The sequence below is a fragment of the Flavobacterium sp. genome, from assembly GCF_004295795.1.
Lineage (GTDB): Bacteria > Bacteroidota > Bacteroidia > Flavobacteriales > Flavobacteriaceae > Flavobacterium.
On record NZ_SEBR01000034.1, the window covers coordinates 1 to 14,963 of the forward strand.

Sequence of the window (14,963 nt, forward strand, 5' to 3'; positions counted from 1 at the left end):
AAAAGTAACAAAAAGGCTCGCGGCACGACCGATTTTGGCGACCTGACAGCCTTGCAAATTCCGCAAATGAAAGAACTCGCCGGAACTTTTTCTCGAATGTAGAAACTTTTGGGTGGCTCAACAACTTCCATTTGCGGGAATTTCCAAGACGTCAGGTGCCCGCCAAAACGCTCAAATGCCGGACTAATCGGAAAGTGTCTATTGACAATTTTCCGCCGCTGGCGCTTTGGAAAAATGCGTCTCCGAAACACCTTTTTTCCTCAATCGCCAGAATCGTTTCCATAACGTCGTCACCGGAAATTTTTGGCCTTGAAAACCCGTACTTCGAAAACGGCCAAAGAACCAGTCTAAAATCCGTGGAAAGCCACATTTTTCTAAGACCTAACAAATCTCCGAGATTTGTTAGGTCTGGCCGAAGTTCGGAGAAAAAACTGGGAGTTGATTACAGATTTTCTGTAGAAAATGTTAAGGTTTTTGAATCAAATGACTGTTTCGCGCCTAAAGTAAAACCTGAGACTTCAATCAAAGCCAACCAATTTTCGCCGTCAAAGACTTAGCTGTTTTTTCTAATGGAGAAAACCGTAAGCTTCTTTCTAAAACCGTTCTTTTAAATGTCTGAAAAGCAACTCGAAACCCGCGGGAAGCCGCATTTTTCTAAGACCTAACAAATCTCGGAGATTTGTTAGGTCTGGCCGAAGTTCGAGGAAAAAACTGGGAGTTGATTACAGATTTTCTGTAGAAAATGTTAAGGTCTTTTATCCGAATAGTTATTTTGGGCAAAACATAACCCCACGATTTTCGACCAAGCCAAGCAATTGTCGCCACCAAGGAAATAGCTGTTTTTTCCTGTGGAGACATCTGAAGACCTCTATCTTCTGAAACCCGTGTTCCCAAACATCTAGAAAGCAATTTGAAATACGTGGGAAGCCGCATTTTCCTAAGACCTAACAAATCTCTGAGATTTGTTAGGTCTGGGGCGAAGTTCGAGGAAAAAACTGGGAGTTGATTACAGATTTTTTGTAGAAAATGTTAAGGTCTTTTATCCGAATAGTTATTTTGGGCAAAACATAACCTCACGAATTTCGATCGAGCCAAGCGATTGTCGCCACCAAGGAAATAGCAGTTTTTCCCTATGGAGACATCTAAAAACTTATATCTTCTAAAACCCATGCTCCAAAACATCTAGAAAGCCACTCGAAACATGTCGGAAGCCGCATTTTTCTAAGACCTAACAAATCTCGGAGATTTGTTAGGTCTGGGGCGAAGTTCGGGGAAAAAACCGGGAGTCGATTACAGATTTTCTGTAGAAAATGTTAAGTTTTTTTTGGTCTGAGCGGTTGTTTATTGCCGCAAAAATGCGTTGATTACGGATCGCTATTACCGCGTTTCTAATTCTCGTAGATATAAGGCACCTCAAAAACAACTTTGGCGCCTTGAACCGTGCCTTCGGTATTCAGGACGTTGTCTGTCCTTACCACAAAATCCTTGTTGCGGGTGTAGTTGACCAATCGCTCTTTGGTGATTGTCATTGCCAGTGATTTGTGGTTGCTTATGCTGTGCTCTGTGCCAAAGCCTTTGCCGTTGTCGGTTACTTCGAAAAACAACTTGTTTTCCTCGAGGTAGAAATGGACGGCGATTTTTCCGTTTTCTGTCCGGTTGCTCAGGCCGTGTTTGATGGCGTTCTCGATAAAAGGCTGTGCAAGCATCGGTGGTAGAAAGATGGATTCTACATCGACATCATCATCTACTGCGACGGTGTACTCAAACTTGTTGTCGTACAAGAGTTGCTGTATCGCAAGATAGTTCTGAATCATCGCAACTTCTTCTTCGAGCGCAATGTAATTCTCGTTCGAGTTTTCGAGAATCTGGCGCGTCAACGTTGAGAATTTGCCCAGATAATCGACCGCTTCATCGTTTTGTTTGTTGTTGATCAAGGTTCTGATGTTTTGCACCGAGTTGAATATGAAATGCGGATTCATCTGCGTGATCAGCAATTTTTGCTTGATCTGGTTTTTCTCCAAAAAGGCGATGGCTTGTTTTTGCCTGCTGCTGCGATAATAGAAATAGCCGCCAAGCAGGAATAGTACGAACGCGGCGGCCAATCCGAAAAGCAGATTGTTCTTTTCGGCTGTCTCCTTTTCTGCCGATAGCTTGATTGCCGCCAACTTCTTGCTTTGGGTGAGCTTTTGGTTCAATTGCTTTTTCTCGAAGTCATAGAGCAATTGCTGGCGCGCGAGTTTGTTCTTCGAAGTTTCCAGAGCCGTCTTCTTTTGGGCCTCGAATTTTACTTCGGCCACTTTCTTGTCCTGGACGATTTTTTGCTGCAATTCCTTTTTTTCGAAATCGTACCGCAGCAGCTGTTGTGCGAGTTCGTTCCTCGAAGATTGTATCTGGCTCGAATCCGATATTTTTTCGTTGAAGCGATAGATCGCAAGCGCCTTTTCGTGATTTTTTCTGGCCTGATAAACGTCATACAGCAACGCCGCGATATCTTTCTGCAAGGTCACGTTTGCCGTCTTTTTGCTTATTTCGAAAGCTTTCTCGGCGTAAATCTCGGCAGTCGCAAAATCTTGCTTTTTAGAATTCAGGATGCCCATTCCCAGATTGGCGGCCGCGATCGTAATACTGTTGGGCTGCAAACCCTTCATGTCCAAGACTTCGCGATAGATCTTTTCTGCCTGTTCGAAATTCGAAAGTTTCAATTGCGTATCGGCAATTCGAATCAGGATAAGCCCCGTCTGCCCGGTCGACTTTATCTTTTTGGAGATTTCCAGAGCTTTGTCGCAACACTCAAGCGTCTTATCGTACTTTTTGAGTTTGCTGTAGGCATTGGCCATGTTGCTGTAGGAACCGGCTTTGAGGCTCAGCGTCCGGTTATTCGGACTCTGGGCATAGGACAGATCGTAGTATTTGACCGCTTGCGCGCTGTACTCGATTGACTTCTCCCATTTTTGCTGTTCCCGATACACGTGCGACAACATCGTCAAGGCATAAGGCAACTGTTGCAGGTTGCGCTTTTTATCCTTTTCGAAATACTTGAGAGACGAAAATATGAGCGGAATCGCTTTGTCCTCTTCCTTGATAAGCGTGTACAACTGGGCTTTGTTTAGCACAGCTACGTACATGTCGTCGTAAGATTTTACACCGCGCAAGATCGCAATTGCCTTGTCGTGATATTGCAACGACTCGGCATTTTTCTTTTGATGCGAGTAGTCCTGTGCCACGGCAGAGTAATACGTACCTAGCCATTCGGCATAGCGCTTGTGCGCCGCGGGACTGTCTTTCTTGTTGTAATTGGCCAGTGCCAGCTTGCCCAACATGTCGTTCAGATAAAGGTAATTCGGATCGTAATTGTCGTGGTAGTTGGCATCCATGACGTCCGATATCGCCCGCATTTTCGTGCTGTCGTGCAATTTGGGATTGCGCAACACCACTTTTAACGAATCGATGAACTTGTCTTGGGAATAGGTTGCCGATGAAGCAAAAAATAAAGCGACCAAAAGTGTCGCCCGAAAAATCTTGTGCATCGTTTGTTTTTACTTTTTGGGGTTTTGGCAAATGTAGGGAAATTATGGAGGGGTTGTTTTGGAATATAATCGAGAGCAAGAACTCTGTTATTGGAAAATGTCTGTAAGGAGAATGTCTGTGCCGATCTGACCGTCTTTTTTATGTTGGACGCCAAAGCGCTGATGCGGAAATTAATTGGAAGTGTTTCTTGACATTTCCTCCGCCGGCATTTTGGAGAAATAGGTGTTCAAAAGAACAGTCTACGTTTGCCTCAGCCGACGAAGTGAAAAGCAAAGAAAATTTTACTAACGCAGTCGGCTTTGTGTCATTCTTGTATATATTTACCCACATGGAAAACATTCATCAAATCAATCAACTCCTAAACGAAACCCAAACCATTTCGGAGTCTTACAAACGCGTCGCTGATTCGACAGGCGAAAATTTCAATATCTTCAGCATCCTGCAAATGGAATCTGACGAGGTCGGAACACATTCGCGCTTTCTGGCGGAACTTCTCAACCGGAAAGGCAGACACGGACAAAAAGACAAATTCGTCAAGTTATTCCTGAACCGATTCGCTCCCGATCATATTTTCAGAACAGAGAAAAGTGAAACTTATGTAGAATTCCACGTTGGAAAAGTCGCTAAAGAAGCGGGTGGCCGAATCGACATCTTGCTAAGGGATACAGACGGCAACGTTGTCATGATCGAAAATAAAATCTACGCAGGAGAACAGTACAATCAACTGTTGCGATATAGAAACGCATTTCCTTCCGGCAAGTTGCTTTACCTGACACTTTTTGGCGATGACAGCGCACAGAAAAACGCCCACGGACTCTATTTCCCACTTTCCTACGAGACCGATATTATCGAGTGGCTTGAGGATTGCCGAAAGGAATCGGTTGCCGTTCCAATTCTTCGGGAAACCATCTCCCAATACATCAACCTTCTCAAAAAACTAACCCACCAAAACCTCAACAAAAAGATGAACCAGGATATCATTTCCCGCATTTTACGCGACAACGCCAGTCTCGACTCTTTCCGGACGCTTTTCGATTTACACAAAGATTTGAAAAAGGAAATAATCGCTTCGATCGTTTCAAGAATCAAGCAAATGTTCGAAGAGCGCGGTTTCGAAAACATTCAAACCATGGATTTTTCGAAAGATAAAGGCCGACTGATTTCGTTTGAAACACCAGCGCTAAAAGAAAGAGGATTGCGGTTTCAGATGAATTTTGAAGGCTCGAACTATTCCGGATTGCTATTGGGTTTCGTGAATCCGACCGCCAGCCATCCAAAAGATGCCGAACTTATCAAGATGGTCAAAGCCGAATTCCCCAAAGCGCAACAATCAGATTGGTGGAACGTGTTCCTGCGATACGAAGAATACCGCGATTGGTATTTCGCCGGACTGAGCAAAATCTATTTTGATGAAGACGACGCTTTTTACAGCGACTTGGCAAATAAAGTCGATCGCATTATGGCTGTTTTCAACGAGCGGGTGAATGGAACAATCGCGGTCGCCGAACTTGCGGCCGATACCTTCGAAAATCCAGGGATATGATAAATGGCCGTTTTTATTTTAGGTTGACCGATAGTGGGAATTTGGTTGGGGAGTTTTCGAATCAGTCGTCTCCAACGCAATCGGCAGAGAGCGCGAATAGAATTGGTACAACGGGTATTGGATTTGTTGGCGAATACAATTCTGTATGGATGGAGGACGATGGGCCAAGCAATATGGTTTTAGTCATTACGGAAATTCCCGGCCGTCTTTTTTCGCTTACCTGGAATGGAACAAATGGTGTTGTGTTTCGAGGTGAAGGATTTTTGGTTGATGGATTGCTTATTGGAAATTATTGGGATATTGATTTGGAGAATTTGATTCCTGAAGCAAATCGTCGTCGCGGCGGCGCCTTAACAAGGTTAAACCCGTAGACGAGCTTTTAGGAAGCCGATTTGTCTACTTTTTGAAAAGTGTTTGGTGTCTACAAAAAAAGCTTAATAATTTTCTCGCCGAGTTTATTATCTAAGATCCCTTGTGCATTTTGGAAAATTGATATTTTCCCTACGCTACAATGATGTGGAAGCGATTTCGAACTGTTCGCTTCAAATTTTATAAATTTTGGCAGTTGAGTTTCTTTTGACGGGTAAAGCAACATTGCCTTGTGACTTTGCCAATAGTCGTTATACACATACATCTGCCTTAAATCATGAGTCGATGGTTCGGAAAGGTCAATATTTTTCCATTTGGTATCTATCACGAAAACTTGTTTTTCTCCGTTGCTTTCTTTTTCGATAATGATGTCAGGACGTATCGTTATATTTCCCCAAAACAACTTCGACTGCTGCCCGTACACTATAATACCTTCTTCAACTGTTTGTTTTAACATTGTTAGGATATATTCTTCCCAAAGAGAATTCATGTCGAACAGAATGGCAAGCATCTTTTCCTTCCCCGCAGAAATATTGGGTGCATAATTTAATACAATTAACCGCGCCAAAGCAATTGCCGTTTTGTAAGGCGCCGTTTTTCTGGTGTTGGGAAGCTTCTCGAACGTGCTCTCATTTACATTGCAATTAGCAACTTCGGGAAAATCCAATTGCACAGTTTTACATTTTCCATAAATAATACTGCCTTTACTCAAATAGGCAACTATTTCGAGCGCCTGAGAAATAATTCGGTGAATCTGATGATCTTTGCCATAAACCTGATGCGTTGTAATGAAACGCTCTTTGTGTACTAAATTTTTGGCAATCTGCCCTGCGAACTCTATTTTTCCCTTAAGCGCTTTGACGTTGCCGGTTTCTTTGTAGTACTGCTTGATAAGACCTTGATGCAACAACAATTGAACTTCATTTAGGAACCATTCGAAGTAAATATCGAGCAAGTGAATTTGTTGGTTGTTTACATTGGCTTCGTCTACCGTTTGCACTTTTAATTTCTTGGTGACCTTGAGCATTTGGATCAAAACGCGTTGCCACAATGCAGTGTCAGTTTCATACCTATCGATTTTAGGTAGGATTTCGATTGTCAAGCCATCTACTTGAACTACGCCTACGTAGTTTTTGAAAGTAATTTTTCGGTAACCGATAGAAAAATACTTTCCCTTATGCAAATCGTTAAGTTTGACCAAGGCGTTGAAGTGATGTTCTGTAAATAAAACGCCATCGTACTTTGTTTCAATCTGCAAAGAGTCGAACTCGAATACCTTTATGTTGTTTCGGCTCTGTTCCATGACGGGTGCAGTAGTTCTTTTACGGCTTCTTCAATGTATTCAATCTCCGTCCGCACCTGGAAAGTTTTACTTTTTTCGGGCTGATTCGGAGATTGGACAGCAAACGTGACCTTGTTATTTTTAGCTTCGACAACATCTACAAAACCACTTCCCAATACCATTGCTATCTTTTCATAATCATGATAGAAGTATTCCTGAAGCAAAGGGATGATGCAGTTTTGGAACGCATTTTTCAAGGCTTTTGTATCGCCTGGTTTTATATTGATGAAATATGAGTGTCCAATTGCGTGGTCGCGGTCTAACAATGCCTCAATTCTTCCGTTAATAATTTTTAGGACTTGACCTAAATTAAAGCCAACGAACTCAATGTTGTCAACCTTCTCGTATTTCGGCATCATTTCTTCAAAGCTGAATCGTCTTCTTAAGGCTGTGTCCAGAGCCTCTACGCTTCGGTCGGCGGTATTCATCGTTCCGATGATGTGTAGGTTTGCAGGAACTCCAAATCTGCTTTGGGAGTATGGTAACTCAACATCGGCAATTTCGTTTTCTGCACCTAATCTTTTATCCGATTCGATCAGAGTAATGAGCTCACCAAACACAGCTGAGACATTACAACGGTTTATCTCATCAAGAAAAATGACAAAAATCTGATTGTTGGAAAGCGCGTGCGAAAATTTGGCTTTTCTTCCTTCTACAGAGTCTTTCAGACATTCCAAGAGATTTACATAACCCGCCAACTGCGCAGCTTTCTCACAGGCTTTGTAGAACAATCCTTTTCTGATTTCATACTGAAGATTAGCCCCTTCTGACTCTTCCTCTATACCCGCTTTTTCAATGACGGGCTTTATGCCTTCTATAAAATCTTCGTAACTCAAACTTTGGTGACAAGTCAGGAAACTGAATCGTTTCTTCTTAGCTGTTTTGGCTTGCGAAACTCTCGAAAAATCTTCTATCATCAAAGCAAATTCGTCTGCAAAGCGCTTGCCTGCATCTAGTCGCCAAACCGAATTTTCTTCCTTGTAAAAAATTCGTACGCCGATCCGTCTGGCCAGGTTGACATTCGGACAATCATCTACCGTATGGTGCTGCAAGCTACTCCAAAGGCGGACGTTCAGATGTGACAACTCGCTTTGCCCTAACTTGGCCAGAATAATTGGGTCTTTAGATAATTGCGGTACTGTGAGTGGCCCTTTATTGTAGAGTACCAACCCAATAAGTTGCCACCAAGTATAAGTACTGACGAATTCATCTAACGTAAACGTGTCAGAAGCGGATTCTTCACCGAGCTGCCTCTCTTTTATAATTTGCTGAATCTCGTAAGTTTTGCCTGTTCCCGGCGGACCGTATAGGATTTGGTTGAGACTTAATTGCGAAATTTCGGACTTAGTTGCTTTGATACTTACCTCATCATTTTTCATTGAGCGGAATTTCAAAATTTTGTCGAGATTTTTGTTGAACTCTTCTTGCGAATAGAAAAACAAATTTTCGAGCCCAAATTCAACTATCAGCTTGTCAATTTCGGGCGTAATCTCTTTTTGGAAAAATCCGAAATTTTCAAGATAAGTTCCACCCAATTTAAAAACGTTTCTATAAGAATCCAGTTCACTTTGGGTAATGACAAGCTCACATTTTTCTGCAATAAGCTGTTTTACGGATTTGTAAAAAGCAATAATGTTCGGGTCTGTCTCATCTGGATAAACAAGTTCAATCCAGTTGTCAACGCTTCCGTCAGGCTTAACCATAAAAACATAGCCGATCGTTTTTGTTTTGTTTTTGGAATCGCCTCTTTTATAGAAACTGATATAGGAATATCTCCCATCACCTTGAAACCATTGGCCTTGCTCTAGCCTGCCTTTATTGTTTTGAACACGGACTCCAAATTTCAACTCCGGATTCTTTTCTAATTCTGCGAGCAGATAATCTAGTATCTCGTCATTTAACTGTAAATTATTCATGTGCTTTAGCATATTTAGCTGGCTTCTCTGCCACCATTCTCAACGCCGGTTGTTTTGTCGGTTTGATATTTTGCTTCAACGACTCGATCTCGCGCAGCAACTCACGCGCGTCGCCGTCAGTATCAAGTTGTTCTGTTAGTTCACCTTTGAAGGCTTTGTGCAGTATGGCTTGTGGCAAATTGTCTATTTTTTGTTTCAGAGATTGGTATTGGGCTTGTATGGCGTCGGCTTTGGAGAAAAGGGATTCGACGCGGGAGACGATTTCTTGTTGTTCGAAAACACTAGGCAATGGAAAGGATATGTTAATCATTCTTGTTAAACCTAAATCTTGATTGCCAACCCCATGAGTGAAGGCTTGTGACTGATTGTAGCATAGAGGACTTAGCAAAGTATTTCTAAGAAATTTGCTGTTCACATGCTTTGAAATAGGCTTCAGCAATGCCACATGTACCCAGTAAGAAAAATCCGAATCATCCTCTATTAAACATGCAATTCCGGTTGAGCCTCCTTTTGTATACAGAATATCATTTTTTTCTGGCTTCCCTCTCTTTATAAATTCATCGTGATCTTCGAGAGAAATGTATTTGCAATCATCGAAATTGATCCCGCTTGGACTAACATTCCTCATTGAAATAAATCTTTTACTACCGATCTTATCTAAATACTTTGGCGAAAAGTGAGGTCCATCACTAATATTCCATGTTACCTGGTCAATCGAAACCCAAGTCCAACTAGTTGGAACTTTGTAAAATTCAGAAATTCCTTTGGTGGTCATACCGAACTTAGGAAAGATCGCTTTCTTGTAATTATAGCTTTTTTTACCATCTTTCGAAGCCTTATCCCTTTTTAATGCTTCTCTTTCTGTTTCGAGTTTACCTAAATCGACAATCTCTAACTCCTTCCCAACCCGCCAACTCTCCGTCAATTTCCCACTAACCGCCATGCTCAAAACCTGCTGCCTGAACTCTTTAAGCAAAACAGGAATTTTCTCCATGCTGGCTTTTATGATTTCCAACTGCCCAAAGAGCGCGTCGAGTTTGGCTACGATGCGGTTTTGTTCGGGTAGTGGTGGAAGGGGAAAATTTAATCCCCATAATACAGTCGGATCCACATGGGGAATTCCAACACCTCTTCCGTTAGAATTGATGTATGGATACTTATCTAATAGGAAATAATACAGGTAATCGGAATTAATAAGTATCGGTTTGAAAGCAACCAAAGTGGAACCAATAGCACCAAAACTAGTCCTCGAAACCCAACCACTACGCGCGCCGTCCCATACCATTGCAATATCTCCTTCCTCAAATAGTTTTGAGGTTTCTACATCAGAAAATTGACGAACAACATTATACTCCAACGCTTTTATGTCGAGATAAGGAACAGATCCTTCAAATTCATCTTCCAATTGAATTCTCGGCTTTTTTCCTTTTACGTTTTTAGTAACGTTTTGTAAGGAAACATTAACCCAATTCTTCGGCAAATCTCCCATCAACTCAAAGCTTTAATCATAGCATTCAATTGCTCGGTTATATTATTCAATTCTAACAATGCCTGCTTGGCAATATCAATGGGCTCGCCCAAACTGTCGCTATTGGTCAGGCTGCTGTCAGCAATAAGCCCTAAGTCGAGGCTATAATTCTTTTTGGCAATTTCCTCGATAGAAATACTGCGCCACCTCTCATCGTGAATGGTTTTGCGTTTTTCATCAGAAACAAGACCATCATACTCTTTCTCAACTCTGTCGAACGGAATACCGCCCGTATAAGCCAAGACAAAATCCTCGAACGCTTTTTCAGTAAATGGTGTGCGCTTGCCGTAGCTTGGCGCGTTGGTGCGCATGTCGTAGAACCAAACATTTTTGGTGTTACCAGTTTCGGTCTTTTCTCGTGTAAAGAACAAAACATTGGTCTTGACGCCCGCGGCATAAAAAATCCCGGTAGGCAAACGAAGGATCGTGTGCAGGTTGCATTTGTCGAGCAAATCGCGCCTGATTTTTTGTCCGTCACCGTCCTCAAACAAAACGTTGTCAGGCAAGACTACTGCTGCACGAGCTTTACCGTCTTTTTTTAGGCTTCGGTAAATGTGTTGTAGAAAATTTAGCTGTTTGTTGCTTGTTGGGAATGTAAAGTCGTCTCGCGTTGGGCGTTCACCACCTTGTTTTGTACCAAACGGCGGATTGGCCAAAACACCATCAAAGTTTTTGAGGCTCTTGCCGAATTCTGTCAAGGTGTCGTTCAGGTAAATGCGACTTTCCATTCCGTGCAGTCGTGCGTTCATTAAGGCGAGACGATGGGCATCGGGAACCAGTTCGACTCCGCTGAAAGCTTCTCCCACCTGGAATCTTCTGTCTTTTTCAGACAGGTGAAAATAACTGTCTGTTTTAGATCTTAAATAGTAATCAGCAGAAATCATGAACCCAAACGTTCCCGCTGCGGGATCGGTCCATTTTTCGCCCAATTTGGGAACCATCAGGTCAACCATGATATTGATAAGCGGACGCGGCGTAAAATACTGACCCGCACCACTTTTCTTCTCACCCGCATTTTTTTCCAATAGCGTTTCGTAAATATCTCCCATGACGTCGCGATCATCTTGTTCGTACCAATCGATCTTGTCAATCGCCTGAACCAGCGTATTGAAATTGACCGGTTTGCGCAAACTTGTCGAAGCGTCAGAATAAATTTCCTGGATCGATGGACTGCTGGATTTCTTGCTGACTGTTGTCAAAAACTCCCGATAATTTTGGAAGGCAACAGCATTATCGTGTTCTTTTACAAACTTGTCCCAACGGTATTCTTCTGGAATTTCATTAGCGAAATCTTTGACTTCAGACAGTTTAAGGAACAGAATGTAGGTGAGTTCGTTTAGGTATTGGTGATAGGTCACACCGTCATCGCGTAGTACATTACAGAGATTCCAGAGTTTGTTTGCGATTTCTTGTGCGCTCATGTCAATTTGGTATTTTCTATTTTTAGGCTGTATATAAATTTTCGTTCAGCAACGAAAGGACGGTTTCAAGGTCATTTTCAAAGATTTTGTTCAGTCGCACAAAACCGCCTTCTTCGCGAAATGGGCTTGCGTCTAGATCTTGTTTGGTAAGGACGGTTTCGGCCAGCAATTGGTTTTCAAATCTTGAAATCCACTTTAACTGGGTTGCATTCCAGTCTTTCAATGCTTTGACCTTTGAAATCGCGTTCTTGATTCTTTCTTCGTGGCTTACCAAGTCTGTATCGAGTGCCAGCGTGCGAATGTATGAAATGATATCGGCAGCTATGGTAACATTTTTCGAGCTTTTCCAAGCCGCATTTAAGGTCATTTCGTTGTAGCCGTTCTGATCGAGCAACAACTTTAACTGCTTCAACGAATTGCGGTCGAGTTCAGCAGGTTTTGTGCACACGATCTGCAATGCTATTATTTGGTTTCGATTTTCTTCAATAAACGCTTTGAATCCGTCAATGTAATCCTCTGGCTTCTCTGCATTGCCATAGCCGCGTTCAATCGAGCGAAATTCATCTACGTGTTCAGAAACGAATTGCACTTTGGGTTGATATACTTTATTGTCGAGAAACTTCCAAAGCCCTTTAAAACCGGAGGTAAATTCGATTGCATTTTCGCCCTCTATCGTTTTAAGCGTTTCAATAAATTCTTCGGGAGAATCGCCATTTGCCATATACATGAACTCCTCTAGCATATCGCTGCTGATCTTGCTTTTCTTTCGCTGTAACTTCGCAATGATTTGGTCGAGTTGTTTTTTCGCGCGCTCGGGTTCGTTTATGAAATTAAGTTCTTTCACCAACTTGTCAAAAGAAACTGTCGGATTCGAGACAGTCTGCATTTGCGTATAAGGCTGAAGTGCCTCGTAAACACGCACGGCGTCGAATATCCTGAAAGATTGTTTATCGATTTCCTTACATAGGCGTGTCGCGCGGCCAATCATTTGTTCAAACAGGATGCGCGAACGAACGCGGCGCATGAATACAAGATTGCAGATTTCGGGAACGTCGATTCCCGTGGAGAGTAAATCGACCGTAACCACGATATTCGGATATTTCTCGTTTTTGAATCTTTTGGTCAAGCCTTCGGGATCGTAAACTGTACCCGTAATTTTTTCGATTGCACCCTGCTGGACATCTACACCAATTTCCGAAAATTCCTCGTGCAGCAATCTCACGATGTCGTCGGCGTGACTGTCCCTAACCGCAAAAACTAATGTCTTCTCATCGCCTTCCGGATCCAGTTGCTTTACAAGTTGTTTTACTATTTCTCTATTGTAGGATTCATTGATGACTAACTTATTGAATTGGTCAATTTCGATGTGCAATTCATCTGAAAGTTCTGCCAACTCTTCTATACTATTGGTCTCAGAAATAAACGCTTTTGGCTTTTGTCCTTTCTCCCACAGAATCCCTTCTTCGCTAAGTTTGGTTTTGATCAAGTACGGTGGTTCATGATCGGTAAGGTAACCGTCTATAACAGCTTCACGATAGGAATAACTGTGTACGGGTTTTCCGAATATTTCTGTGGTGTGAATCGCCGGTGTTGCCGTCAAACCTATGATGTAGGAATTAAAGTACTCAATAACTCGTTTATATTGACCAACGTAGTCGTCTTGGTCTTTGAAATATAAATCGCCTTCGTCAATTTCCTTGTCCAGATTGTAACCGCGGTGTGCTTCGTCGATTATTATACAGTCGTATGTGTCAATCGGCAAAGGACTTTCAGAGTAGAACAAGCGCTTTACCATACTCTGAACGGTCGCAAAATGTAGACGAGTTGTGTTTTCGGGAAAAGTAGCTTTTAGCTCTTCCATTTGATAAACATTCGAAAACGTATTCAAATCTTCTATCTTGTTGTCTTTGAAATTTCCGAGTGCTTGTAATGCCAAAAGACGTCGGTCGGTCAAAAACAAAATCCTCTTGAACCGATCTGATTTTATAAATCTGTAGGCCAAACCAATAACAGTTCTTGTCTTTCCCGTTCCAGTTGCCATGACAAGCAACGCGCGCTTATCCTCAGCGGTTATGATTTTTTCCTCTACTGCTTTGATGGCATCAATCTGATAATAACGAAGTCCTAATCCGTTATCACTTCCCAAATAATCGTAGTCGCTTTCCTGTAGTCTTTCATTTGCCACATCGACATCGCGTTCATAAAAATCTTTCAAACCTTGTGGAGAAAACCAACCTCTTAAAGCTTCGGGCTGGTTGCGGTCTTTTCTGGCATCAAGAAACCAAATACCGCTTCTGGTTTTTATTTGGTCAAGATACGGTCGGCCGTTAGTTGAGAATAAGAAAGGTACTTTGAAATCGTTCCACTTTCCTAACAATGAAATATTTTCAGTTTTCTCTATACAAGCCGCATAAATTTTAGATTGACGCAAATCGGTAGAGATATCGGCTGCGTATTTCTTAGCTTCGACTATGGCGTAAAGATCGGTTCCGATAAATAAAGCATAGTCTGCCCATTTCCCGTCACACGGCCATTCTGCGATTGCAATATTCTTACCTTTCGCAGGAAGTGTTTTGTGTGTTTTGTGATTTAGCTTTTTGGTATCACATTCCCAACCCGCCTCACGCAATTTTTCGTCGATCAGCTCTCTTGTCTCTGACTCCGATTTTGTAATGTTTGAACTGTTCTTGATTGCACGTTCTTTCCTATCTGATACAACTTGCGGAGAAGCATTCAAGGCATCAATTTTCGACTGATAATCTATAACCTGATTCGAAAGTCGATCCAACTGGGAATTTAAATCATCTATTGTGTTTTTATGGTCGTCTTCTGGAACCAAATATATTTCAGATTCTAGATAGGTCGCTTCGTATGTCTCATAAAACCATCGCGCTAACTGGAACATTTTCTTCAGTACAAACAAAGCCTCAGCATAAGATCCGCTTCCGTCATGAGATGCTTTATTACCTGATTTGCGAACGGAGTGAAACAAATCTTTTACAGCATCTGGAATGTAGTTTCTATAAAAAAGCTGATTTATGCGTTCAACTTGTGGTCCGGTAAAGACTTCAAGATTTTCAAACTGCCATATCAGTAATGCTAATTTCTCTGTAAAAAGTCTGGACTTTGACAAAGAAGAACTAGGATCAACGTGTATAAGTTTCTCCGATAACTCACTTATCTTGAACAGCTCCGGGTAACTAATTTGAAGAAATGAGAATTTCGACTTCATAAATTCGGGAAAAATTTGACCCTTCCAAACTTAGATAAAATTTATGATTAATGGATTGCTTGCCGTTCTTTTAGCGCTAGTGGG

Annotated in this window: 8 protein-coding genes; 2 read left to right on the forward strand and 6 right to left on the reverse strand. The window is 42.0% G+C overall.

All coding sequences use genetic code 11. From position 1 onward, the window contains the following. Positions 1 to 1,388: 1,388 nt before the first annotated feature. Positions 1,389 to 3,527, reverse strand: coding sequence for a tetratricopeptide repeat protein (locus EOO49_RS18235; RefSeq protein WP_290848342.1), 2,139 nt, complete (start codon positions 3,525 to 3,527; stop codon positions 1,389 to 1,391). A gap of 329 nt (positions 3,528 to 3,856) precedes the next feature. Between EOO49_RS18235 and EOO49_RS18240 the strand changes: the two genes are divergently transcribed. Both EOO49_RS18240 and EOO49_RS18245 read left to right on the forward strand, forming a co-directional pair. Then, positions 3,857 to 5,071 (forward strand): PD-(D/E)XK nuclease family protein, encoded by a 1,215-nt coding sequence (locus EOO49_RS18240; protein ID WP_290848344.1) that lies wholly within the window; start codon positions 3,857 to 3,859, stop codon positions 5,069 to 5,071. Next, positions 5,068 to 5,442, forward strand: coding sequence for a hypothetical protein (locus EOO49_RS18245; RefSeq protein WP_290848346.1), 375 nt, complete (start codon positions 5,068 to 5,070; stop codon positions 5,440 to 5,442). The genes EOO49_RS18240 and EOO49_RS18245 overlap by 4 nt, the downstream gene beginning before the upstream one ends. Before the next feature lie 50 nt (positions 5,443 to 5,492). Here EOO49_RS18245 and EOO49_RS18250 read toward each other — a convergent pair whose 3' ends face one another. Genes EOO49_RS18250 through hsdR form a run of 5 tightly spaced genes read right to left on the reverse strand, consistent with a single transcriptional unit; the run spans position 5,493 to position 14,879 of the window. After that, on the reverse strand, positions 5,493 to 6,743 hold the full coding sequence (locus EOO49_RS18250; RefSeq protein ID WP_290848348.1) for a restriction endonuclease: 1,251 nt from the start codon (positions 6,741 to 6,743) through the stop codon (positions 5,493 to 5,495). Next, complete coding sequence (locus tag EOO49_RS18255) at positions 6,719 to 8,698, reverse strand: AAA family ATPase (protein WP_290848350.1); 1,980 nt, start codon at positions 8,696 to 8,698, stop codon at positions 6,719 to 6,721. Before EOO49_RS18255 ends, EOO49_RS18250 begins: the two co-directional genes overlap by 25 nt. Beyond that, a complete protein-coding gene (locus EOO49_RS18260) occupies positions 8,691 to 10,187 on the reverse strand; it encodes a restriction endonuclease subunit S (protein ID WP_290848352.1) in 1,497 nt (498 codons plus the stop codon). The genes EOO49_RS18255 and EOO49_RS18260 overlap by 8 nt, the downstream gene beginning before the upstream one ends. Then, positions 10,187 to 11,647 (reverse strand): type I restriction-modification system subunit M, encoded by a 1,461-nt coding sequence (locus tag EOO49_RS18265; protein WP_290848354.1) that lies wholly within the window; start codon positions 11,645 to 11,647, stop codon positions 10,187 to 10,189. Before EOO49_RS18265 ends, EOO49_RS18260 begins: the two co-directional genes overlap by 1 nt. Before the next feature lie 22 nt (positions 11,648 to 11,669). Next, positions 11,670 to 14,879, reverse strand: coding sequence for a type I restriction-modification system endonuclease (gene hsdR / locus EOO49_RS18270; protein ID WP_290848356.1), 3,210 nt, complete (start codon positions 14,877 to 14,879; stop codon positions 11,670 to 11,672). Between the last annotated feature and the right edge of the window lie 84 nt (positions 14,880 to 14,963).

What these genes read in the sequence shown, in the direction of transcription:
- EOO49_RS18235 (WP_290848342.1), bottom strand. Translation starts at nt 3,527, where the DNA reads ATGCACAAGATTTTTCGGGCGACACTTTTGGTCGCTTTATTTTTTGCT.
- EOO49_RS18240 (WP_290848344.1), top strand. Translation starts at nt 3,857, where the DNA reads ATGGAAAACATTCATCAAATCAATCAACTCCTAAACGAAACCCAAACC.
- EOO49_RS18245 (WP_290848346.1), top strand. Translation starts at nt 5,068, where the DNA reads ATGATAAATGGCCGTTTTTATTTTAGGTTGACCGATAGTGGGAATTTG.
- EOO49_RS18250 (WP_290848348.1), bottom strand. Translation starts at nt 6,743, where the DNA reads ATGGAACAGAGCCGAAACAACATAAAGGTATTCGAGTTCGACTCTTTG.
- EOO49_RS18255 (WP_290848350.1), bottom strand. Translation starts at nt 8,698, where the DNA reads ATGAATAATTTACAGTTAAATGACGAGATACTAGATTATCTGCTCGCA.
- EOO49_RS18260 (WP_290848352.1), bottom strand. Translation starts at nt 10,187, where the DNA reads ATGGGAGATTTGCCGAAGAATTGGGTTAATGTTTCCTTACAAAACGTT.
- EOO49_RS18265 (WP_290848354.1), bottom strand. Translation starts at nt 11,647, where the DNA reads ATGAGCGCACAAGAAATCGCAAACAAACTCTGGAATCTCTGTAATGTA.
- hsdR (WP_290848356.1), bottom strand. Translation starts at nt 14,879, where the DNA reads ATGAAGTCGAAATTCTCATTTCTTCAAATTAGTTACCCGGAGCTGTTC.